This window comes from Actinomadura syzygii, from assembly GCF_008085905.1.
GTDB classification, from domain to species: Bacteria; Actinomycetota; Actinomycetes; order Streptosporangiales; family Streptosporangiaceae; genus Spirillospora; species Spirillospora syzygii.
Genome location: NZ_VSFF01000004.1, coordinates 74,976 through 96,272, shown reverse-complemented (window position 1 = coordinate 96,272; position 21,297 = coordinate 74,976). Strand labels below are relative to the sequence as shown.

At 71.9% G+C, this 21,297-nt stretch carries 20 protein-coding genes; 12 read left to right on the top strand and 8 right to left on the bottom strand.

What is annotated here, in order from left to right:
• The first annotated feature begins 30 nt into the window (after positions 1 to 30).
• Both FXF65_RS10665 and FXF65_RS10660 read left to right on the top strand, forming a co-directional pair.
• Positions 31 to 1,032: an aldo/keto reductase gene (locus FXF65_RS10665; RefSeq protein WP_148349601.1), complete on the top strand. Its 1,002-nt coding sequence runs from the start codon at positions 31 to 33 to the stop codon at positions 1,030 to 1,032.
• The gene (locus FXF65_RS10660) at positions 1,032 to 2,018 is read left to right on the top strand and encodes a quinone oxidoreductase family protein (RefSeq protein ID WP_148349600.1); all 987 of its coding nucleotides are present in this window, start codon (positions 1,032 to 1,034) and stop codon (positions 2,016 to 2,018) included. Before FXF65_RS10665 ends, FXF65_RS10660 begins: the two co-directional genes overlap by 1 nt.
• On the opposite strand, the gene FXF65_RS10655 is transcribed toward FXF65_RS10660, so the two are convergent.
• The 4 genes from FXF65_RS10655 to FXF65_RS10640 are packed head-to-tail and all read right to left on the bottom strand — an operon-like array spanning position 2,015 to position 5,434.
• A complete protein-coding gene (locus FXF65_RS10655; protein WP_246198486.1) occupies positions 2,015 to 3,091 on the bottom strand; it encodes an NAD(P)H-dependent flavin oxidoreductase in 1,077 nt (358 codons plus the stop codon). The genes FXF65_RS10660 and FXF65_RS10655 overlap by 4 nt on opposite strands.
• Positions 3,088 to 3,831, bottom strand: a complete 744-nt coding sequence (locus tag FXF65_RS10650) for a CoA-transferase subunit beta (protein ID WP_148349599.1) — start codon at positions 3,829 to 3,831, stop codon at positions 3,088 to 3,090. The genes FXF65_RS10655 and FXF65_RS10650 overlap by 4 nt, the downstream gene beginning before the upstream one ends.
• A complete protein-coding gene (locus FXF65_RS10645) occupies positions 3,828 to 4,691 on the bottom strand; it encodes a CoA transferase subunit A (protein ID WP_148349598.1) in 864 nt (287 codons plus the stop codon). Before FXF65_RS10645 ends, FXF65_RS10650 begins: the two co-directional genes overlap by 4 nt.
• Positions 4,688 to 5,434, bottom strand: a complete 747-nt coding sequence (locus FXF65_RS10640) for an enoyl-CoA hydratase family protein (protein WP_148349597.1) — start codon at positions 5,432 to 5,434, stop codon at positions 4,688 to 4,690. Before FXF65_RS10640 ends, FXF65_RS10645 begins: the two co-directional genes overlap by 4 nt.
• 75 nt (positions 5,435 to 5,509) lie before the next feature.
• Between FXF65_RS10640 and FXF65_RS10635 the strand changes: the two genes are divergently transcribed.
• From FXF65_RS10635 to FXF65_RS10620, 4 genes are all read left to right on the top strand, one after another.
• Positions 5,510 to 6,280: an SDR family oxidoreductase gene (locus tag FXF65_RS10635; protein ID WP_148349596.1), complete on the top strand. Its 771-nt coding sequence runs from the start codon at positions 5,510 to 5,512 to the stop codon at positions 6,278 to 6,280.
• 49 nt (positions 6,281 to 6,329) lie between these two features.
• The gene (locus FXF65_RS10630; protein WP_148349595.1) at positions 6,330 to 7,238 is read left to right on the top strand and encodes an SDR family oxidoreductase; all 909 of its coding nucleotides are present in this window, start codon (positions 6,330 to 6,332) and stop codon (positions 7,236 to 7,238) included.
• Positions 7,239 to 7,313: 75 nt separating this feature from the next.
• A complete protein-coding gene (locus tag FXF65_RS10625; RefSeq protein WP_148349594.1) occupies positions 7,314 to 8,072 on the top strand; it encodes a hypothetical protein in 759 nt (252 codons plus the stop codon).
• A complete protein-coding gene (locus FXF65_RS10620) occupies positions 8,069 to 9,541 on the top strand; it encodes an NADH-quinone oxidoreductase subunit NuoF family protein (protein ID WP_148349593.1) in 1,473 nt (490 codons plus the stop codon). The genes FXF65_RS10625 and FXF65_RS10620 overlap by 4 nt, the downstream gene beginning before the upstream one ends.
• Before the next feature lie 100 nt (positions 9,542 to 9,641).
• On the opposite strand, the gene FXF65_RS10615 is transcribed toward FXF65_RS10620, so the two are convergent.
• Together FXF65_RS10615 and FXF65_RS10610 are read right to left on the bottom strand one after the other, a co-directional pair.
• A complete protein-coding gene (locus FXF65_RS10615) occupies positions 9,642 to 9,992 on the bottom strand; it encodes a hypothetical protein (protein WP_148349592.1) in 351 nt (116 codons plus the stop codon).
• Positions 9,989 to 10,669: a hypothetical protein gene (locus tag FXF65_RS10610; protein ID WP_148349591.1), complete on the bottom strand. Its 681-nt coding sequence runs from the start codon at positions 10,667 to 10,669 to the stop codon at positions 9,989 to 9,991. Before FXF65_RS10610 ends, FXF65_RS10615 begins: the two co-directional genes overlap by 4 nt.
• Before the next feature lie 165 nt (positions 10,670 to 10,834).
• Here FXF65_RS10610 and FXF65_RS44505 point away from each other — a divergent pair, with 165 nt between their 5' ends.
• Genes FXF65_RS44505 through FXF65_RS10600 form a run of 3 tightly spaced genes read left to right on the top strand, consistent with a single transcriptional unit; the run spans position 10,835 to position 13,448 of the window.
• Positions 10,835 to 11,377, top strand: a complete 543-nt coding sequence (locus tag FXF65_RS44505) for a hypothetical protein (protein WP_222868489.1) — start codon at positions 10,835 to 10,837, stop codon at positions 11,375 to 11,377.
• A gap of 23 nt (positions 11,378 to 11,400) precedes the next feature.
• The gene (locus FXF65_RS10605; protein WP_222868488.1) at positions 11,401 to 12,813 is read left to right on the top strand and encodes a sensor histidine kinase; all 1,413 of its coding nucleotides are present in this window, start codon (positions 11,401 to 11,403) and stop codon (positions 12,811 to 12,813) included.
• Positions 12,810 to 13,448, top strand: a complete 639-nt coding sequence (locus FXF65_RS10600) for a response regulator transcription factor (protein ID WP_148349590.1) — start codon at positions 12,810 to 12,812, stop codon at positions 13,446 to 13,448. The genes FXF65_RS10605 and FXF65_RS10600 overlap by 4 nt, the downstream gene beginning before the upstream one ends.
• 15 nt (positions 13,449 to 13,463) lie before the next feature.
• Here the strand turns inward: FXF65_RS10600 and FXF65_RS10595 are convergent, their stop codons facing one another.
• The gene (locus FXF65_RS10595) at positions 13,464 to 14,354 is read right to left on the bottom strand and encodes an NAD(P)-dependent oxidoreductase (RefSeq protein WP_148349589.1); all 891 of its coding nucleotides are present in this window, start codon (positions 14,352 to 14,354) and stop codon (positions 13,464 to 13,466) included.
• Between the two features lie 96 nt (positions 14,355 to 14,450).
• On the opposite strand from FXF65_RS10595, the gene FXF65_RS10590 reads away from it, so the two are divergent.
• Together FXF65_RS10590 and FXF65_RS10585 are read left to right on the top strand one after the other, a co-directional pair.
• Positions 14,451 to 14,783 carry a winged helix-turn-helix transcriptional regulator gene (locus FXF65_RS10590; protein WP_148349588.1) on the top strand — a complete coding sequence of 111 codons (333 nt, stop codon included), beginning with the start codon at positions 14,451 to 14,453 and terminating at the stop codon, positions 14,781 to 14,783.
• 222 nt (positions 14,784 to 15,005) lie between these two features.
• Complete coding sequence (locus FXF65_RS10585) at positions 15,006 to 15,659, top strand: DUF4360 domain-containing protein (protein WP_148349587.1); 654 nt, start codon at positions 15,006 to 15,008, stop codon at positions 15,657 to 15,659.
• 19 nt (positions 15,660 to 15,678) lie between these two features.
• On the opposite strand, the gene FXF65_RS10580 is transcribed toward FXF65_RS10585, so the two are convergent.
• Positions 15,679 to 17,109 (bottom strand): serine/threonine-protein kinase, encoded by a 1,431-nt coding sequence (locus FXF65_RS10580; protein ID WP_187412206.1) that lies wholly within the window; start codon positions 17,107 to 17,109, stop codon positions 15,679 to 15,681.
• A 245-nt stretch (positions 17,110 to 17,354) separates the two neighbouring features.
• Between FXF65_RS10580 and hrpA the strand changes: the two genes are divergently transcribed.
• On the top strand, positions 17,355 to 21,281 hold the full coding sequence (hrpA, locus tag FXF65_RS10575; protein ID WP_222868487.1) for an ATP-dependent RNA helicase HrpA: 3,927 nt from the start codon (positions 17,355 to 17,357) through the stop codon (positions 21,279 to 21,281).
• Positions 21,282 to 21,297: the final 16 nt, after the last annotated feature.

The following is a 21,297-nucleotide window of genomic DNA, read 5'->3' as shown; positions in this document are numbered from 1 at the left end:
TCTCGGAGCGAGAACCACGGAGGGAATTGCATGAGGAAGCGTGAATTCGCCGGGACGCAGGTCGGCGCCATCGGGCTCGGCTGCATGGGGATGAGCGGGGTGTACGGCGAGGCTACGGACGACGAGGCGTCGGTCGCGCTGATCCGCGAGGCCCTCGACCACGGCGTGACGTTCCTGGACACGGCGCAGGCGTACGGCGCCGGCCACAACGAGACGCTGGTCGGCCGGGCGCTCGCGGGCCGCCGGGACGAGGCGGTCGTCGCCACCAAGACGGGTCTGATCATCGAGACGACGCCCACCTGGAAGATCATCCGGGACGGAAGCCCGGAGTTCGTCACCGCGTCCGCCGAGGAGAGCCTGCGCCGCCTCGGCACCGACGTGATCGACCTGTACTACCTGCACAGGGTCGACCGGGAGTATCCGCTCGCCGAAACGTGGGGGGCGATGTCCGGACTGGTTGCGGCGGGCAAGGTCCGCAGGCTCGGCCTGTCGGAGGTCAGCGCGGCACAGGCGGCGGAGGCGCACGCGATCCACCCGGTCGCGGCGATCCAGTCGGAGCTGTCGCTGTGGACGCGCGACCCGCTGGGCGTGCCCGGCGCGCTCGCGGGCACCTCGCCCGGCGCCACCGAGGGGGAGGAGATGGGCGACGTGGTCGGCTGGTGCGCCGCGAACGGCGCGGTGTTCGTCCCCTACTCGCCGCTCGGCCGGGGCTACCTGACCGGCACGGTCACGTCCGCCGACTTCCAGTCCTCGGACTTCCGCGGCGGCAACCCCCGCTTCCAGGAGGACGCGCTCAAGGCCAACATGGCGATCGTCGACGTAGTGCGGACGGTCGCGGAGCGGCACGACGCGACCCCGGCGCAGGTCGCCATCGCCTGGACGCTCGCCCAGGGCGACCACGTCATCCCGATCCCGGGCACGAAGAAGCGGCACTACCTGCTCGACAACGCGGGCGCGGCCGGCCTCGACCTGACGGCCGCCGACCTGGCCGAGTTGGACGGCGTCCCCGATCCGGTCGGGACACGGTACTGATGAGGGCGGTCGCCATCCCCGGGTTCGGCGGCGCCGACGTCCTGCGCGTGACGGACGCCGGCGTCCCCGAGCCCGGGCCGGGCCAGGTCTCCATCGACGTGGCGTACGCGGGGGCGAACTTCGCCGAGATCCTCTACCGGCGCGGCGTCGTGGACGTGCCGCTGCCGTTCGTCCCGGGCATCGAGGTGTCCGGGCACGTGCGGGCCGTGGGCCCCGGCGTCGAGGGGCTGCGCGGGGGCCTGCCCGTCGCGGCGCTGACGATCGTGGACGGCGGCGGCTACGCCGAGGTCGCCGTGACCTCGGCGGACCTCGTCGTCCCGCTCGACGGGCCGCTCGCCGGGCTCGGCCTGGACGTCGCGGCGGCCGTGCCGTCCAACGGGACGACGGCGTTCCTCGTCCTGGACCGCGTCGCGCGCATCGAGCCGGGCGAGAGCGTGCTCGTCCACGCGGCGGCCGGGGGAGTGGGCGGCCTGCTCGGGCAGGCCGCCCGGCTGCTCGGCGCCGGACGGGTCGCCGGGACGGTCGGCTCCGCGGCCAAGATCGAGACCGCGCGCGGGTTCGGCTACGACGACGTCGTGCTCCGCGCCGACCTGTCCGGCGCCGTCTCCGACCTGACCGGCGGACGCGGGTTCGACGTCGTCGTGGACATGGTCGGCGGCCCGGCCCGGCGCGCGAGCCTCGACGCCCTCGCGCCCATGGGCCGATTGGTCGTGATGGGCAACGCGTCCGGCGCGGACGACGTGGGCGTCCCGGCGAACGAGCTGTGGTTCGCCAACAAGACCGTGTCGGGGTTCAACCTGGCCGCGTTCGCTGGAACGTTTCCGGAGGAGGCGGGCCGGGCCCTGCGCCGCGCCGTCACCGCCGCGGCCTCCGGCGACCTGCGGGTCGGGGTCGAGGAACTGCCGCTGGAGAAGGCCGCCGAGGCGCACCGGCGCATCGAGTCGGGCACCACGACGGGCAAGCTCGTCCTCGCCGTGCGCGGCTAGCGGATCAGCAGGGACTGCTGGGCCGCGATGGCGTCCGCCGCGCGCTCTACGATCGCTCCGATCAGCTCGGCGCAGCTCGGCAGGTCGTCGATGAGCCCGACGACCTGCCCGGACGCCATCACGCCGAGGTCGGGACGACCGTCCACCATCGCCGCCTTCAGCAGCATCGGCGTGTTCGCGGCCATCAGGACCTGCGACCACGACAGGTCCTTGCCGTGCTTCATCGCCTTCCCGTCCGCGATCATCGCGCGCCACGACATCCCGGACAGCCTCTTGAACCGGGCGCCGTTGCGCACCGCGCGGACGAGCCCGCCGAGCCGGCCCGACCGCTCCAGCGTGTCGACCAGCTCGCTGCGCAGCACGCGGTGCGGCATGCCGTCCACGTGCCGGGTCACGACGGTCTCGCCGGTCTTCAGGTAGACCCGCTTGACCGCGTCCGGGACGGAGCTGTCCGACGTCAGCAGGAACCGCGTGCCCATCGCGACGCCCGCCGCCCCGTACGCCAGCGCGGCGGCGAGCCCGCGCCCGTCGAAGAACCCGCCCGCCGCGATCACCGGGATGTCGACGGCGTCCACGACCTGGGGGAGGAGCAGCGTCGTGGCGACGGCGCCGGTGTGCCCGCCGCCCTCGCCGCCCTGCACGAGCACGGCGTCCGCGCCCCACCCCGCGACCTTCTCCGCGTGCCGCCGCGCGCCGACGGACGGGATCACGACGACGCCCGCGTCCTTCAGTCTCCCGATCAGTTCCTGCTTGGGCGCGAGCGCGAAGGACGCGACTTTCACGCCCTCTTTGATGAGGAGGTCGATGCGGTCGCCCGCGTCTGTGGCATCCGCCCGGAGATTGACGCCGAATGGCGCGCCCGTCCGGTCCTTCACTTCGTGGATGGCGTCGGCGAGTTGGTCGAGCGTCATCGTCGCGGACGCCAGGATTCCAAGGCCGCCCGCGTTGGCGACCGCCGTGACGAGCTTGGGTCCGGCCACCCACCCCATTCCCGTCTGCACGACCGGATGCTTCACGCCCGCCAGCCGCGTAAGCGGGGTGTCGAGCACCTGTTCGTTCACTTTTTCGCTCACGACGGGACCTCGCGTTCCCGCAGCCCCTTCGGGTCGAGTTCCTCGCGCATGATCCGCAGTTCCCCGGCGTCCGGGAGGCGGGTTTCCGGCACCTCGTCCGGGACGATCAACTCGAACCCGGTCGCCGCCGCGACGTCCGCGACGCTCACTCCGGGATGGACGGAGCGGAGCCGCATCCGCCGATCCGGGGTGTCGAAATCGAGCACGGCGAGATTGCTCACGACCCGGCGGATCTCGTGCGCGCCCCGGTCCCAGCCGACGCCGCTCACCATGTCGACCTTCTCGGTGAACACCCGCGTCGAATGCTTCGGGACCCAATAGCTCGTCGGATTCAGCAGCGTGTTCCCGGGCCCGCCGCGGACCCCGAGCAACTGTCGCGTCGGACGCTCCCATTCGCCGATGCACGAGATGTTCGTGTTGCCGTGCGCGTCGATCTGGCTCGGCCCCATCACCACGTGCCGCCGCCCGTTCAGCACCAGCCACAAATGGTCGCGGAATGGCAGCCATCCCTCGACCGTCGCCGCGGACGCCCCGAGCGGGACGGGCTCGCCGCTCAGCGCGGGCCCGCCGTCCGTGGTCAGCAGGTCGGGCGCGAACGTCGACCGCGCCAGCCGCGAGCCCAGCATCGGCACGAAACCGGCCACCGCCGCCGCGACGATCTCGCCGTCACCACGGAAAAGGTCCGCGCACGCCGCCGCGCAAACTTCCGCACGTGTAACCGTGTGGGTAGCCGCGTTCATCGGTTCTCCTCCCGCCACACCCGGACCGCGTCCTGATAGGCCGCCTCGTCGCCGGACAGGAACCGGTCGCTGAACTCGGCCCATTTCTCCGGGTCGGCCGCCGACTGGGCGTAGAGCTTCTGGAACTTCTCGTCTCGTCCGAAGTCGGGGGCGCAGTCGGTGAAATGCGCGCCGTTCGGCGTCTCCACCACCCCGGTTACGTGCGCTCGGCTGATCAGCAGCGACTGCACCGGCCCTTCCTTGGCGAAGTCCTCGGTGTCGACGAGCCGTTCGCATGACACGTACGTGCGGTCGGCGGCTTTGGCGAAGAGGTCGTCCATGTACGGGTCGGGGCCGAGGTACTGGGCGTTGCCGCGCGCGTCGGCGCGGTTCATGTGGACGAGCGCCGCGTCCATCGTCAAAGCGGGAACGGCGACGAGTTCCCGACGGTCCTCATAGGGCGAGCGGATCGTCTTCAATTCGGGGTTGTTTCGCAGAACGTCCGAGCCGAGCCCGACGGGCGTGGGCAGGAACGGCAGCCGGTGCGCCGCCGCGTAGAGCCCGAACATGAACATGCCCTCGTCGTACTCGGTCAGCTCGATCGTCCCGGACTGCCGCGCCTGCCGGAAATGCGGCTCAAGGGGAATCGAGTCCATCGTCACGAACGCGGTGACGAGCCGCCGCACCTTGCCCGCCGCGCACAGCAGCCCCACGTCCGGCCCGCCGTACGTCACGACCGTCAGATCCGTGATCGGGGACAGGCAGATCGCGCGGACCAGGGCCATCGGCTTGCGCCGCGACCCCCAGCCGCCGATCCCGAGCGTCATGCCGCTTTCCAGCGACCCGACGACCTTCTCGATCGAAAGCACTTTGGAACTCATTCGGCCCCCTTGGCGACGAAAGCGTCGCGGTGCTCGTCGCCCGCGCCGACGAGGTTCAGCTCGAAGGTGAAACCCTGCTCGTAGCGGTAGCTGCGCTTGACGTCGACCGGGTCGATCCCGTTCAGCGACTCCTTGGCGCGGCGGATCACGTACCGGTCCTTGGCGGCGATCGACGCGGCGACCTCCATCGCCTTCGCCCGCAGCTCGTCCGCAGGGACGACCTCAAGGACCGACCCGTGCCGGTGCAACTCGTCCGCCGTGACGTTGCGGCACGTATAGACCATCGCGCGCATCAAGTGCTGCGGGACGAGCCGCGCCAGATGCGTCGCCGCCCCGAGCGCGCCTCGATCGACCTCCGGCAGACCGAAGTAAGCGTCGTCGGAGGCGATCACGATGTCCGCGTTGCCGACGAGGCCGATCCCGCCGCCGAGGCAGAACCCGTGGACGGCCGCGACCACCGGCACCTCGCAGTCGTAGACGGCGGCGAACGCCGCGAAACAGCCGCGGTTGGCGCCGACCAGGGCGGTGTGGCCGTCGGTGCGCTGCATCTCCTTGATGTCGACGCCCGCGTTGAAGCCCCGTCCCTCGGCGCGCAGCACGACCGCTCCGACCTGCGGATCACGGCCCGCCGCGAGGACCGCGTCGGCCAGCTCGTACCAGCCCGCGACGGTCAGCGCGTTGACCGGCGGGGCGGCCACGACGATCTCGGCGACCCCGTCCCGGGTCGTGGTGGAGACTCCCATGCGCTACCTTTCCACCAAACATTTGTTAGAACAGAAGGTAGCAGAGGCGGAACACGGGCTCGCAGAGGAGACGGGATGTCACTGACGCTCGATCTGGACGGCCGGACCGCCGTGGTCACCGGCGGCGTGCGCGGGGTCGGCGCGGGGATCACCCGCGCCCTCCTGGACGCGGGCGCCGACGTCGTCGCGGTGGCCCGGCGCGAACCGGAGACGCTGCCCGAGTCCGGCGGCCGGACGCCCCGGTTCGTCTCCCTGGACGCCCGCGACCCCGACGCCGCGGAGGCGTTCGCGGACGGCCTCGACCGCGCCGACATCCTGGTCAACAACGCGGGCGGCGCCCCGTTCCTGCCGGTCGCCGACGGCCCGCTGCGCACCCACGTCAAGATCCTCGAACTGAACCTGACCACCGCGCTGATCATGGCGCGGGCGCTCCGGCCCCGGCTGCTGGAGCACGGCGGCGGCTCGGTGATCAACATCGGCAGCGTCAGCGGGATCCGGCCGTCGCCGGGCACCGCCGCCTACGGCGCGGCCAAGGCCGGGCTGCAGAGCCTCACGCAGTCGCTCGCCGTCGAATGGGCGCCCGACATCCGGGTGAATCTCGTGACGCTCGGAATGGTCCGCACCGAGCAGTCGCACCTGCACTACGGGGACGAGGAGGGCATCGCCGCGGTGGAGCGGACCGTCCCGATGGGCCGCCTCGCCGACCCGTACGAGGTCGGCGCGGCCTGCGTCTTCCTGGCGTCCGACCGGGCCGCCTACATCACGGGGTCGTCGCTCCTGCTGCACGGCGGCGGAGAACGCCCCGCCTTCCTGGACGCCGCCAGCGTGAACAAGGAGCAGCAATGAGCGAAGCGAACCGGGGGAGCGGAGGGTCGTCCCCCCGCGAGGAGAAGCGATGATCTGCAAGGACCGGGTGGTCGCCGTCACCGGGGCCGGACGGGGGCTCGGCCGCGCCCACGCCCTGGAGTTCGCCCGGCAGGGCGCGCTCGTCGTGGTCAACGACCTCGGCGTCGCCCGCGACGGCACGGGCGGGGCGTCGGCGGGACCGGCGCACGACGTCGTCCGCGAGATCGAGGCCCTCGGCGGACGGGCCGTCGCGAACACCGACGACATCGCGACCGAGGCGGGCGCCGCCGCCTTGGTCGCCACCGCCCTCGACGCCTTCGGACGCCTCGACACCCTCGTCAACAACGCCGGTTTCCTCCGCGACCGCATGCTGATCAACCTCGGCGAGGACGAATGGGACGCCGTCATGCGCGTCCATCTCAAAGGCCATTTCCTCCCGCTCAAGCACGCCGGACGCCACTGGCGTGCCGAGAGCAAGGCAGGCCGCCCGGTGGACGCCCGGATCATCAACACCTCGTCCGGCGCGGGCCTGCTCGGCAGTGTGGGCCAGGGCAACTATTCGGCGGCGAAGGCGGGCATCGTCGGGCTGACGCTCGTCGCGTCCGCCGAACTGGCCCGGTACGGCGTGACGGTCAACGCGATCGCGCCCGCCGCCCGAACCCGGATGACCGAGGAGGTGTTCGCGCAGACGATGGCGGCCCCCGCCGAAGACGGATTCGACGCGATGGCGCCCGAGAACGTCTCGCCGCTGGTCGTCTGGCTGGGCTCGGCGGCCTCCCGCGACGTCACCGGACGGGTCTTCGAGGCGGAGGCCGGAAGGATCTGCGTCATGGACGCCTTCCGCCACGGCCCCACCGCCGACAAGGGCGCCCGCTGGGACCCGTCCGAGGTCGGCGACGTGATCGCGGACCTGCTCGCGAAAACGCCCGCCCCCGAACCCGTTTATGGGGCCGGTTGACACAAATGTCACTGAACTGAGAGTGCTTGATCACACGTCGTACCTGTCGCCGATTCACGCGACAAGGGGGCGTTGATGAGAAGGGGACGGGAACGTCCGGGGCCGCCGCAGGGCCTCGCCCACGAGGGAACGCAAGCGTTCCTCATAGCACCGGACGGCTTCCACCGCGGCGAACCGCAAGGCCGCCGCAACCGGGCCAGACCTCAGCTCCGGCTCGTCGTTCGCGCGACCGTCGCGGGCTGCACCGGGCTGCTCCTCGGTCTCGGTGTCTCGACCGGCGTCCTGCTGCCCGAGTTGCGCGCCGTCGGATCGTTCGTCGACTTCTACTGCGGCGTCTTCGCGCTGGTCTCCCTCTCGCTGACGGTCATGGTCGGGGTGCTGGCCACCGACCAGGCGATCCTCGCGCCGGCCCGGCGCGTCCGCGCGCAGGCGGCGCACCGCGCGCTCGCCTTCCTCGCCGTCGCGACGCTCGTCCTGCACATCTCCTCGCAGATCGCCCGGCACCGGATCGGCGCGACGCAGGCGTTCCTCCCGCTCTCGGCCGACCATCTGACCGACTACGGCCTCGGCACCCTCGCGCTCTACCTGATGATCGTCGCGTTCGCGGGCGGGATCGCGCGCGGCCGGTTCGCCGCCGCCCGCCGTCCCTGGACGTGGCGGGCCCTGCACCTCACCGCGTACGCGGCCTGGCCGGTCGGCGTCCTGCACGGGCTGACGTCCGGACGCCCGCCCGCGCCCTGGGTCACCGCCGGATACCTGCTCTGCCTCGCCGGGGTCGCGCTCGCCGTCGCGGCCCGCCCGGTCCTGCGGCGGCGCGCCGGGAGGACGTCGTGACGACCCTCGCACCCCCGCGCGTCGCGGTCCGGCACATCGGCCCGCCGCGCCTCACCAAGGGCCTCGAAGGCGGCGCCCGGCTCGGCTGGGACGCCCACCGCGCCCTCCACCCGCACCCGCGCCCGCTCACGGCAACCGAGCTCATCGCCCTGTGCGAGGCGGGACGCCTGCACGGCCGCGGCGGCGCCGCGTTCCCCTTCGCCCGCAAGGTGAAGGCGACCGCCGACAGCGCCGTCCGCCGCCGCAGGCGCACGGTCGTCGTCGTCAACGGCACCGAGGGCGAACCCGGCAGCGCCAAGGACAAGGTGCTGCTCCAACGCGCCCCGCACCTCGTCCTGGACGGCGCCGCCCTCGCCGCCACCGCGCTCGGCTCCGTCGAGATCGTCCTCGCGGTCACCGACGAGGAGGCGGCCCGCTCGCTCGACGACGCGATCGCCGAACGCGGCCTCGGCGCCCGCGCCCGGACCGTCCGGCTGCCCGAGCACTTCGTCACCGGCGAGAGCGGCTCGGTGATCCGCGGCGTCAACGGCAGCCGCCCGATCCCGCCCGGACGCAAGGGCCGCGCCTCGACCAGCGGCGTCGACGGCCTGCCCACCCTCCTCTCCAACGCCGAGACCTACGCGCAGCTCGCCGTCCTCGCCGGGCTCGGCCCCCGCGCCCACGCCCGCGCCGGGACGCCCGACGAGCCCGGCACCGTCCTGCTCACCGTGACCGGCGCGGCCCGGTTCCCCGCCGTCGTCGAGACGGCGGCCGGGGCGCCGCTCGGCCACCTGCTCGACCTGTGCGGCGCCCGCGCGGGCGAGGGCGTGCTGGTCGGCGGGTACCACGGCGCCTGGCTGACCGGGGAGCGCGCGTCCCGGACCCGCGTCTCCCGGGCCGGTCTCGCCGAGTCCGGCGGGGTCCTCGGCGCCGGGATCGTCATGCCGCTCGGCCGCGGCACCTGCCCGCTCGGCGAATGCGCCCGGGTCGCGCGCTATCTCGCCGCCGAGTCGGCCGGGCAGTGCGGCCCCTGCCGCCTCGGCCTGCCCGACGTCGCCGGGGCCTTCGCCGACCTCGCCGCCGGACGCGACGCCGCCACCGCCCGCGACGCCGTCCGCCGCGCCGCCCGGATGGCCGCCGGACGCGGCGCGTGCGCCCACCCCGACGGCTCGGCCCGGTTCGTCCTGTCCGCCCTGGACGTGTTCGCGGACGACGTCACCCGCCACATCGAGGACGGCGGCTGCGGACGTCCCGTCCGCGGCGTCCTTCCCGCCGGAACCGACGCGCGGCTGAGCCTGGAGGTCGACTGGAGCCGCTGCGACGGCCACGGCCTGTGCGCGGACATCCTGCGCGGCACCGTCCGGATGGACGAACACGACTACCCGGTGATCCCGTCCGAGCCGATCCCCGACCGCTTGGAAGCGGACGCACGCCGCGCCGTGGCGATGTGCCCCGGCTTGGCCCTGCGCCTCGTCCCACGCGTCCGCTGAACAGCGCGAAAGCGGCACGCGCGGCTGCGAAATCCTCCAAGTGGAGGGTCCCGCAGCCGCGCGCCCCGTGTGTGCCGGTGCCGATGGGCGGTGTCGCGGTTCAGGACGGGATGGAGGTGCGGCGCAGCGCCGGGGCGAGCAGGGCGATCGCGAGGATGGTGACCGCGAGCGCGGCGACGATGATGCCCTTGGTGGTTCCGGAGGTGTCCTGCGTGGTGAGGCCCGGCACCGCGGCGAGGGCCGACAGCGCCCGGGTGGCCGCGACGGCGAAGACTACGCGGCGGTTCCCGCGCCGCCAGGCGGGGACCAGCGCGGCCAGGGTGGCCAGGCCGAGAACGATCGCGATCACGATGGCCGGAGCGGGCACGTCCGGCGCCCCGGCGGTGGCGAGGTCGGCCAGGCCAAGCAGGCCCGCCAGCACGAGCCCGACGGTGACGGTGCCGGATCTCATCGCGCGCTCCCGTCCGTGCCGCGGACGACGGCCGGGGCGGCGGCCGCGAAGCCGACGGCGGTGAGGCCCCAGGCCAGCCCGTCCAGGGTGGCGTTGGGCAGGGCGACGGCGAAGACGGCATGCAGGGGCTGGGAGGCGACCAGGGCGACGCCCGCCCAGGCCGGGACTACCCGGCTGCGCCACAGCGCGATCCCGAGGAGCACCACGCCGAGGATGTGGCCGGCGACGAACAGGACGCTGCCCACCGCGACGGGGGGCAGGCCTTGGAGGTCGTCCAGCAGACGCGCCGTGTCGGCGGACGCGAGCCCGCTGCGCGCCGCCGACAACGCGACGTGGTCGCTGATCCCGACGGCGTAGAGCGAGGAGAATCCGGCGACGGCGAGGACCAGCCCGGCCGTTCCCAGCCGCGGCGAGCGCCGGGCGGCCTGCAGGCCGATGGCGATCGTCCCCGGCACCAGGGTGAGGAGGGCGATGAGGCCGAGCCAGAGCACGGCGCCCTGCGCGCCCTGGTGGGCGGACGCCTTGGCGGCGAGTTCGGCGGAGCCGTCGGTCGTGGAGTAGGGCAGGACGGCGCGCAGCACCGCGACGGCCAGCGGACCGACGGGGACGAGCAGCGCGAGCGCGGCGCGGTTCAACGGGACGGTCGCCCGCGTCGCCGCCGCCGTGGTGGCGGTCATGGAGAGCCTCCGGAATGGGTGGGTCGTTTCCCGACGCCGAAAGTGTCCGGCCGCACCGTTCCGGAGCGCATGGGCGGAGGCCGCCGCCGGGCCGGGAGGAACTCCCGGCCGCCCTGGGAGCACGCACCCAGGACAAACCGGGGCGGCGCGCCTCATCATGAGGCCATGACTGCGTCCGCCGTACCGGGGCGCCCGTTCGCCGCGCCGGGGCGCCGGTCCGCCATGGCGGCCGCCGGGCTGTTCTGCCTGGCCGTCGCCGAGGTCGCCGTCGCGGTGAGCGGCGCCGTCGCGGCCCGGATGAGCTGGGCCGAGGCGCTGGACCTGTTCGTCGTGACCAACTCGGTGATCGGCCTGTCGTTCCCGGTCTGCGGCGTGCTGCTGGCCTGGCATCGTCCGCGCAACCCGATCGGCTGGCTGCTGCTGGCCGCGGGGATCGGGTACGCCACGACGGCCGCGCTCGCCCCGCTGATCGAGGTCGGTGTGCGCGACGGATGGCCGACCCCTCTGCTGCGCGCCCTCACCACGGTCGCCCGGTGGTCGTGGCCGTGGTCGATCGGGTTGTGCCTGCCGGTGGTGCTGCAACTGTTCCCGGACGGGCGTCCGGTGTTCCGGCGGCTGCTGTGGGCGACCGTGCTGACCGCTCCGCTGTTCGCCCTGGAGATGGGGACCGAACCCGGCCCCCTGGTCGGCGACTCTCCGGCTACCTGACCGTCCACGCGAACCTCGCCCCGGTGTGGACGGCCGTCGAAGTGCGCGGCCTCGTCGCGACGGCGATCGGCCTGGTCGCCCTCGTGGTGCGGTATCGGCGCGGGGACGACCGGCAGCGGCGCCAGTTGCTGTGGCTGACGCAGGCGGTCCTGCTCGTCCTCATCGTGATGGTGCCCTGGGGCGTGCTGGAGAACGCGCCCGTGTACGTGCTGTTCGCCATCCCGCTGGTGCCCGCCGCGATGACGGTGGCGATCCTGCGCCACCATCTTCTCGACATCCGGCTGGTTGTGTCCCGGACGGTGCTGTACGGGCTGCTCACCACCGCCGTGGTCGCCTCGTACATCGGCCTGGTGGCCATGCTCGACCGGGTGATGCGGCAGGAGGTCGGCCTGGGCAGCTCGGCGGCGGCCACCGTGCTGATCGCCGTGGGGTTCAACCCGGTGCGCCTGCGGCTGCAGCGCGTCGTCGACCGCGTCATGTACGGGGACCGCGCCGATCCCGTCCGGGCCGTGTCGCGGGTCGGGGCCCGGCTGGACACCGGGCTGCCCGCCGTCCCGGAGGCCGTCCGGCAGGCCCTGCGACTCCCGTTCGCGGCGCTGCGCGGCCACGACACCGAGCTCGCCGCGTCCGGCACCGCACCGGAGTCGCTGCACACGATCCCGCTCACCCACGGCGGCGAGCGGGTGGGTGAGCTGGTCATCGGGCTGCGCGCCGGGGAACGGCGGCTCGGCGGCCGCGATCACGCGGTCCTCGAACTGCTGGCGGCGCCGCTCGCGGTCGCGGTGCACTCGGTCGCGCTCTCCGAGCAGGTACAGCGCTCCCGCCAGGCCCTGGTGACCGCCCGCGAGGAGGAGCGGCGGCGGCTGCGCCGCGATCTGCACGACGGCCTGGGCCCGGTGCTGACCGGCGTCGCGTTCAAGGCCGACGCCGCGGGCAACCTGCTGGACTCCGACCCCGCCGCCGCCCGCGCGCTCCTCGCCGAACTGCGCGCCGAGACCGCCGAGGCCATCGACGACATCCGGCGGCTGGTCTACGACCTGCGGCCGCCCGCCCTGGACGACTTCGGCCTGGCCGGGGCGATCCGGCAGCGTGCCGCGCAGCTCGAACGCCCGGACCTCGCCGTCCGGGTCGAGGCCGACGGTCTGCCCGCCCTGCCCGCCGCGGTCGAGGCGGCGGCGTACCGGATCGCGGTGGAGGCCCTCACCAACGCCGTCCGGCACTCCGGCGCGGCCCGCGTGGACGTGCGCGTCCGCGCCGACGGGCGCCTGCACGTGGAGGTGGCCGACGACGGGACCGGGCCGGACCGCGCGTGGCGACCCGGCGTCGGCATACGGTCGATGTGCGAACGCGCCGCCGAGCTGGGCGGCACCTGCGCCGCGGGCCCCGGCCCGAGCGGCGGCCGGGTGACCGCCGCGCTACCGCTGGGAGAATCATGATCACGATCGTGCTGGCCGACGACCATCCCGTGGTGCGCAGCGGGCTGCGGGCGCTGCTCGACTCCATCGACGGCTTCACCGTGGTCGCCGAGGCCGCGGACGGTCGCGCCGCCGTCCGGCTGGCGGTCGAGCACCGGCCGGACGTCCTCGTCATGGACATCCAGATGCCCGGCCTGGACGGCATCGAGGCGACCCGCCAGATCGTCCGGGCGGCGCCCGACACCGCGGTGCTCATGCTCACCATGTACGAGGACGACGACTCGGTCTTCTCCGCGATGCGCGCGGGCGCCCGCGGCTACCTGCTCAAGGGCGCCCAGCAGGACGACATCGCGCACGCCATCCGCGCGGTCGCCTCCGGCCAGGCCATCTTCGGCCCCGGCGTGGCCCGCCGGGTGCTCGGCTTCTTCGCGGCCCCGCCCGCGCCGCACCACCCCTTCCCCGGCCTCACCGCCCGGGAGCGCGACGTCCTCGACCTCATCGCCGCGGGCCGTCCGAACGGCGAGATCGCGCACCGCCTCGCCATCGCCCCGAAGACGGTCGCCAACCACATCTCCAGCATCTTCACCAAGATGCAGGTCGCCGACCGCGCCGAAGCCATCGTCCGCGCCAGAGACGCCGGCCTCGGCCGATCCTGACCTGCGCCGGGGGCTCTATGACCTGTCGTCCACCAGCAGGTCGATCACGCCCGTCAGATCCTCTTCGCCGCTGCCCTCCGCCAGGCGGCGGCGCATCAACTCGAAGTAGGGGGTGAGCAGTTCTGGGCTCACACCCTGTTGTTCGGCGGTGCTCAGGAAGGTCGGTGTACCGGCCACCTGCATGGCCAGGTTGGAGACGACGCCCTTGGTGTAGTCGCCGCTCCGCAGTTGTTGGGCGGTCTGGTGTACCGCCGGGGCCATCGAGACGAGCCAGTCGGCGAGCAGCGGGGCGAGCGCGGTGGGGTCGATGTCCTCCTTGCGGATCAGGGCGAAGGCGTGGGCGGCACCGGCGAACATCCCGTACATGGCGCTGAGCAGAGCCACGTCGTGGAGGGCCGCGAAGCCCGCGTCCTCGCCGACGAAGTTGGTGCCGGCCGGGACGCTCAAGGTCTCCTGATGCCGCTCGAACACTTCCCGCGACCCGCTGTAGAAGACGTAGCCGCCCGCTTCCGGGACGCCGATCATCGGAGGGACGGCCATGATCCCGCCGTCCAGGTAACGGGCGCCGCGCTCGCGCGCCCATTCGGCTCGGGCACGGGCCTGGCCGGGCGTGCTGGTGGTCAGGTTGACGAGGTCCTTGCCGACCAGGTCGGTGCCCGCCAACACCTCCTCGACCGAGGTGTCGTCCAGCAGGCAGACGACGATCATGGTGTTCGCCGCGACCGCCTCGGCGGCGGTGGCCGCGTCCTTCGCTCCCTCGGCGGCGAGTGCCGCGGCGCGGGCCGGGCCGCGGTTCCAAACGGTGAGCGGGTGACCGTCGGCGAGCCAGGCGCGGGCCAGCGCGGCGCCCATCGCGCCGAGGCCCAGCATCGTGACGGAAGTCTTCTCAGCGGTGTTCTGTGCCATGCCGATTAGGCTGGTCACAGCTCCGGAGGTGATCAGGTACGCACTTTGGAGTGGGTGGTTACCCCGAGGTGAGCGAGCACGTCAGAAGGGCGGGGCATGACGACGTTGAATCGGCCGGTCACCCCAGACGGACACGTCTGCGGCATCGACACCGCGATGGAGGTGATCGGCGGCAGGTGGAAGGTGCTGATCCTTTGGGCGCTCCACGAGCACCCCTGCCGCCGCTTCGGCGAACTGCGCCGGCTGCTTCCGGGGATCACCGAGAAGGTGCTGGCCTCCCACCTGCGTGAGCTGGAGTCGGACGGCGTCGTGCGCCGCGTCTCCTACGACGAGGTGCCGCCCCGCGTCGAGTACTCGCTGACCGAGGACGGCATGCGCCTCAACGCCGCACTGGAGCCCCTGGCCGCCTGGGGCCGGGACAGGACGTAGCCCAACCTTTCAACCAGAAGGCGATATCGAGATATCGGCTCACCAGGACCGGGCTCCGAAATGGAACGGTCCTTGTCAAACTCGGGCTCGACTTTCACCAGTTCGGCCGCCGAGTTGAATTTTACTGATTGACAACACCCGTATACTCGGTTACTTTCCCGGTAAAAGATCTTGATTCAATTTCCATTGACAAGTGCTGTCCAATTCCGTGGAGGGAACCGCATGCATAAGGGGATCGCGTTTTCCGTCGCGGCCGCCGCCGCGCTCGCACTGACCGCCGCGTCCGTCGCACCGGCCGTGGCGTCCGCACCGCCGACCCCTGGCGGCCCGGCCGACGACATGATCGAGATCGTGTCCATAAACGGCTCCGGATGCGCGCCGGACAAGACCGCGGCGTTCCTGGTGTGGGGCAAGGACGGCTTCGTCATCGACTACCGCGACTACACGGCCCAAGTGGGCGGCTCCTCGAAGCCCGCCGACGCTCGCAAGAACTGCCAACTCGGCCTGAAGGTACCCACCCGCCAGAACTCGACCTACGCGATCTCGCAGGTGGACTACCGTCTAACCCCCAACCTGCAGGCCGGTGCGACGGCCACTTTGAAGGCCGAACACAACTTCCTGGGCAGCGACCGGAGCGACGTCAAGACGTTCAGCATGGCGGGCCCCTTTAACGACCAATACCAGATTGTCGAGCAGGTGCCGACAACCGACCTCGTGTGGAAAGTCTGCGGTGACACGCGACCCATCGGCATCTACACGGAACTGCGAGTCACCCCAGGAACCTCGGACCACTCAAAGGTCAGCTCCGTCTCCATGAACTTCCTCGACGGCACCCTCCAAACGACCTACCACCTCGTGTGGAAAGAATGCACCTAACCCACTCTCTTCCCGTGGCCTAGCGTGGGCGGTAGGTTTCCAGGTACTGGTGGACCTTGTTGGTGTAGGGCTTGAATCTGGCGGGGACTCCGCCTGCCTTCACTATGGTCTTTGACGAGCTTCGGTACGTGGCAGCTAGGTTTAGAGCTGGGTCGCCTGGGACGTTTTTCAGGTCCTTGCCCCAGTAGCAGAGGAAGCGGCCCATCGCCGGGATGGACAGTTCGGGCGTGATCTGCTGCGGCTTCGGTTCGGGATTGTTGAGGCCGCCCGGCTGCCAGAAGACCAGGACGCTCGGCGTCCAGCGGGCGATTCCGTATTCGTTCTTCGCCGGGTCGGCGAGGTGCGGGTCGAAGCCGCTTTCCGCCTTCAGCATCGCGGCGATCAGGGCGGGGGACAGGCCGCGCATCTCGCACCACGTCCCGGCGCGGACGATCAGGTCGCGGTATTGGGTGGGGATGTCGGAGTCGGCACGGAGCCGGTGGTCGTCCGCTCGGCTCTGCTCGGAGTCGCCACCGCCGGTGAGCGCCCAGATCGCGCCTGCGGCGGCCATCGCGGCGACCGCCGCGCCGGTCCCGGCGACTAACGTGACGCGGCGCTTCAGCCAGGAACGCCGACGGGACGGCGGGGGACTGGCGGGCGGGGCGTCGGGCAGCGGGTCTGTGTCGATGTCGCTGGCGACCTCGGATAGAGCCGCCTCGAACGCGGCTGCGGATTGCCAGCGCTTCTCCCGGTCGGGTTCCAGGGCTCGGAGTACTGCCGCTTCTACGCGGCGGGGGACGCCGGGGCGTACTTCGGACGGTGGCCGGGCCGGGGACGCGGGAGGCTTCCCCGTCAGCAGGTGGTAGGTGAGCGCGCCCAGGCCGTACACGTCCGAGCGGCGGTCCGGCGCGCCGTCGACCTGCGTCTGCTCGGGTGACATGTAGCCGGGCGACCCGGCGGGCAGCGTCAGGCTGGACAGGTGGTCCTCGGTGCGGGCGATCCCCAGATCGGAGATCATCAGCCGTTCGCCGCCGCCCGCCGCGGACCGCAGCAGCACGTTCGACGGCTTGAGGTCGCGGTGCACCACCCCGAGTTCGTGCAGTTCCTCGACGCCCAGGATGATCTCCCGGGCGGTGCGGACCGCCTCGTTCAGCGGGAGCGGGCCGTCCGCGAGCCGTTCGGCGAGGGTGCCCCGGTCGGCGTAGGACATGACGAAGTAGGGACGTCCGTCCGGCAGCTCGCCGATGTCGAAGACCTGCACGACGCGGTGCGAGTCGGCCCGGCGCAGCAGCCGCGCCTCGCGGACGAACCGCTCCCGCACGTCGGTCCGGAGCGTCCAGTGCTCGCCCAGGATCTTGATCGCCACGGGGGAGTCGAGCTCGGGATCGTGCCCGAGCCACACCGAGGCGAACCCGCCCGTGCCGAGGAGGCGGTCGATCCGGTAGCGGCCGGCGGCACTCGGCTTGTCCACGCCTCCCAATGATGGACGACCGGGCGGGGCGGCGCACCCATACCGCGAACGACCCGCCACGCTCCGTGGCCGCCGGAGGCGGAATGCCCCCTTCGGGCCCGACGTTCTACGGTGAAGGCACCGGAAAATGGATCGCCTTCTCCGGGCGTTCCGGTTACGGTGCGAAGGTTTGCGGGGTGAGCGGGACCGGCGGGCCTGGAACAGCCGGACGGCCCGCCGCCCCATCGCTACCCCTAAGGACGAGTGTGAGAACGCCGCTCGCCGACCTGCGCGCGCGCCTGCCGCAGCTCATGCTGCGCGACCAGCACCGGCTGCGCCGCCGGATCGACGGAGCCCGCAAGATGAGCGACGCGGCCCGCCGCGCCGCCGTCTTCGCGGAGATCACCGCCGACGTCGACGCCGCGGAGCGGCGGGTCGAGCGGCGGCGCGCCGCCGTGCCCGCGATCGGCTACCCCGAGCAGCTCCCGGTCTCGCAGAAGAAGGACGACATCCTCGCCGCGATCCGCGACCACCAGGTCGTGATCGTCGCGGGCGAGACCGGCTCCGGGAAGACGACGCAGATCCCGAAGATCTGCCTCGAGCTCGGACGCGGCGTGCTCGGCTCGGTCGGGCACACCCAGCCGCGGCGGCTCGCGGCCCGCACCGTCGCCGACCGGATAGCCTCCGAACTCGGCACCGAACTCGGCGACGCCGTCGGGTACAAGGTGCGGTTCACCGACAGGTCCAGCGACGACACGCTGGTCAAGCTGATGACGGACGGCATCCTGCTCGCCGAGATCCAGACCGACCGGCTGCTCCGCCAGTACGACACGCTGATCATCGACGAGGCGCACGAGCGCAGCCTGAACATCGACTTCCTGCTCGGCTACCTCAAGGAGATCCTGCCGCGCCGCCCCGACCTCAAGGTGATCATCACGTCGGCGACGATCGACCCGGAGCGGTTCTCCGAGCATTTCGGCGACGCGCCGATCGTCGAGGTCTCCGGGCGGACGTACCCGGTCGAGGTGCGGTACCGCCCGGTCGTGGACCCGGACGACCCGTCCGCCGACCCCGACCGCGACCCGATCCAGGCCATATTGGACGCGGTGGACGAACTGTCCCGCGAAGGCCCTGGCGACGTGCTCGTCTTCCTCAGCGGTGAGCGCGAGATCCGTGACACGGCCGACGCGCTGGCGAAGCATTTCACCCGGCGGCGGGAATCGACGGATGTGCTCCCGCTCTATGCCCGCCTTTCGTCGGCCGAGCAGCACCGGGTCTTCCAGGCGCATCGCGGGCGGCGGATCGTCCTGGCGACGAACGTGGCGGAGACGTCGCTGACCGTTCCCGGCATCAAGTACGTCGTCGATCCCGGGACCGCGCGCATTTCTCGCTACAGCCACCGGCTGAAGGTCCAGCGGCTGCCGATCGAGCCGGTGTCGCAGGCGTCGGCGAACCAGCGCAAGGGACGCTGCGGCCGCGTGTCGGAGGGCGTGTGCATCCGCCTGTATTCCGAGGACGACTTCGAGTCGCGTCCCGAGTTCACCGACCCGGAGATCCTGCGCACGAACCTCGCCTCCGTCATTCTGCAGATGACGTCGCTCGGGCTCGGCGACATCGCCGCGTTCCCATTCGTCGAGCCGCCGGACCGCCGCAACGTCAAGGCCGGGGTCGACCTCCTGCATGAGCTTGGCGCGATCGATCCGGCGCAGAAGGACCCGCGCAAGCGCCTCACCCCGCTCGGCCGCAGCCTCGCGCAGCTTCCCGTCGACCCGCGTCTCGGGCGGATGATTCTGGAGGCGGACAAGAACGGCTGCGTCCGGGAAGTGCTCATCATCACGGCGGCGCTGTCCATTCAGGACCCGCGCGAGCGTCCCGCCGAGCAGCAGCAGGCCGCCGACGAGAAGCACCGCCGGTTCGCCGACCCGACGTCCGACTTCCTGGCCTACCTGAACCTGTGGAACTACCTGCGCGAGCAGCAGCGGGAACTGTCGGGCAGCGCGTTCCGGCGGATGTGCAAGAACGAGTTCCTGCATTTCCTGCGCGTCCGCGAATGGCAGGACCTGCACGGTCAGCTCAAGCAGGTCGCGAAGTCGCTCGGCGTGACGCTCAATGACACCGACGCCGCGCCCGACCATGTCCACGTGGCGCTTCTGTCCGGCCTGCTGTCGCACATCGGCCTCGTCGACGCCGACAAGAAGGACGGCAAACCACAGCGGCGCGGCCAGGAATACCTGGGTGCGCGAGGCGCGAGGTTCGCGGTCTTCCCCGGTTCTGCGCTGTTCAAGAAGCCTCCGCGCTGGGTGATGTCGGCGGAACTGGTCGAGACGTCCCGGCTGTGGGGACGCATCAACGCCAAGATCGAGCCCGACTGGATCGAGCCGTTGGCGGGCCACCTCGTCAAGCGCAATTACAGCGAGCCGCACTGGTCGAAGAAGCAGGCCGCCGTCATGGCGCACGAGAAGGTGACGCTGTACGGGGTGCCGATCGTCGCCGACCGCCGCGTGAACTACGGCAGCATCGACCCGGCGACGTCGCGGGAGCTGTTCATCCGGCACGCGCTGGTCGAAGGCGACTGGGAAACGCACCACCGGTTCTTCCACGACAACCGCGCCCTGCTGGACGAGGTCGAAGAACTGGAGCACCGGGCCCGCCGCCGCGACATCCTCGTCGACGACGAGACCCTTTTCGACTTCTACGACGAGCGCATCCCCGAGGACGTCGTCTCCGGCCGCCATTTCGACGCCTGGTGGAAGAACGCCCGCCGCTCCGATCCCGACCTGCTCGGGTTCGAGAAGTCGATGCTCATCAACGAGACGGCGGGCGGCGTCAGCGAGGCCGACTACCCGGACGTATGGAAACAGGGCGCACTTCGGCTGCGCCTCACCTACCAGTTCGAGCCGGGCGCCGACGCCGACGGCGTGACGGTCCACGTCCCCGTCCAGGTGCTCAACCAGGTGCGGCCGGACGGATTCGAATGGCAGGTCCCGGGCCTGCGCGGGGAACTGGTCACCGAGTTGATCAGGTCGCTGCCGAAGCAGTTGCGCGTCAATTTCGTTCCCGCGCCCGACTACGCGCGCAAGGTGCTCGAAAGGGTCGCGCCGCGCAGCGAGCCGTTGCTGGACGCCCTGGAACGCGAACTCACCGCGATGACGAGCGTGCCGGTCGCGCGTGAGGCATGGGACACGTCCCGGCTGCCCGCCCATTTGCACATCACGTTCCGCGTCGTCGACGACAAGGGCCGCACTCTCGGCGAGGGCCCCGACCTCGACGAACTGAAACGCCGCCTCGCGGGCAAGGTACGCGGGACGTTGTCCAAGGCCGCGTCCACCATCGAACGTTCCGGCCTCACCGAATGGACGATCGGCGAACTGCCCCGCACCTACGAGCGCAACCAGGCCGGATACGACGTCAAGGCATATCCCGCGCTCACCGACGAAGGCGGCAGCGTCGCCGTCCGAATGTATGAGACGGAGGCCGAGCAGGCTCGCGCGATGTGGCTCGGCACCCGGCGGCTCGTCCTGCTGAACGCGCCTTCCCCGGTGAAACTCATCCAGGGCCGTCTCACCAACAAGGGCAAACTCGCGCTCAGCCACAATCCGCACGGTTCGATCGCGGCGCTGTTCGACGACTGCGTGACCGCCGCCGCCGACCGGCTCATCGCCGCGGCGGGCGGCCCGGCCTGGGACGAGGACGGCTTCCGCGCGCTGTACGACCGCGTTCGCGCCGACCTGCACGACGCGACCGCCGAGGTCGTCGCGCTGGTGGAGCGCGTCCTCGCCGAGGCACACGAGGTCGACCGCCGGTTGCGCGGGACGACGAGCCTGACGCTCGTCCCGGCGCTCACCGACATCCGCGGGCAGTTCAACGGGCTGATCCGTCCCGGCTTCGTCACCGCGACCGGATGGGCGCGCCTGCCCGACCTGCCGCGCTACCTGCGCGCCCTCCAGGTCAGGCTCGACAAGCTCCCCGAGAACCCGGGCCGCGACCGGATGCTCGCGCACCAGGTCGACGTCCTGAACGAGGAGTACGAGCAGGCGGTGCGGCGGCTGCCCCCGGCCCGCCGCGACGACGAGCCCGTCCGGCAGGTCCGCTGGATGCTGGAGGAGCTGCGGGTCAGCCTGTTCGCGCAGCAGCTCGGGACGCGCTACCCCGTGTCGGACAAACGCATCCGCAAGGCGCTGGCACAGCTCTAGCGCGCGCTCACATCTG

Coding starts and splice junctions, on each gene's coding strand:
- FXF65_RS10665 (WP_148349601.1), top strand. CDS start 31: ATGAGGAAGCGTGAATTCGCCGGGACGCAGGTCGGCGCCATCGGGCTC.
- FXF65_RS10660 (WP_148349600.1), top strand. CDS start 1,032: ATGAGGGCGGTCGCCATCCCCGGGTTCGGCGGCGCCGACGTCCTGCGC.
- FXF65_RS10650 (WP_148349599.1), bottom strand. CDS start 3,831: ATGAACGCGGCTACCCACACGGTTACACGTGCGGAAGTTTGCGCGGCG.
- FXF65_RS10645 (WP_148349598.1), bottom strand. CDS start 4,691: ATGAGTTCCAAAGTGCTTTCGATCGAGAAGGTCGTCGGGTCGCTGGAA.
- FXF65_RS10640 (WP_148349597.1), bottom strand. CDS start 5,434: ATGGGAGTCTCCACCACGACCCGGGACGGGGTCGCCGAGATCGTCGTG.
- FXF65_RS10635 (WP_148349596.1), top strand. CDS start 5,510: ATGTCACTGACGCTCGATCTGGACGGCCGGACCGCCGTGGTCACCGGC.
- FXF65_RS10630 (WP_148349595.1), top strand. CDS start 6,330: ATGATCTGCAAGGACCGGGTGGTCGCCGTCACCGGGGCCGGACGGGGG.
- FXF65_RS10625 (WP_148349594.1), top strand. CDS start 7,314: ATGAGAAGGGGACGGGAACGTCCGGGGCCGCCGCAGGGCCTCGCCCAC.
- FXF65_RS10615 (WP_148349592.1), bottom strand. CDS start 9,992: ATGAGATCCGGCACCGTCACCGTCGGGCTCGTGCTGGCGGGCCTGCTT.
- FXF65_RS10610 (WP_148349591.1), bottom strand. CDS start 10,669: ATGACCGCCACCACGGCGGCGGCGACGCGGGCGACCGTCCCGTTGAAC.
- FXF65_RS44505 (WP_222868489.1), top strand. CDS start 10,835: ATGACTGCGTCCGCCGTACCGGGGCGCCCGTTCGCCGCGCCGGGGCGC.
- FXF65_RS10600 (WP_148349590.1), top strand. CDS start 12,810: ATGATCACGATCGTGCTGGCCGACGACCATCCCGTGGTGCGCAGCGGG.
- FXF65_RS10595 (WP_148349589.1), bottom strand. CDS start 14,354: ATGGCACAGAACACCGCTGAGAAGACTTCCGTCACGATGCTGGGCCTC.
- FXF65_RS10590 (WP_148349588.1), top strand. CDS start 14,451: ATGACGACGTTGAATCGGCCGGTCACCCCAGACGGACACGTCTGCGGC.
- FXF65_RS10585 (WP_148349587.1), top strand. CDS start 15,006: ATGCATAAGGGGATCGCGTTTTCCGTCGCGGCCGCCGCCGCGCTCGCA.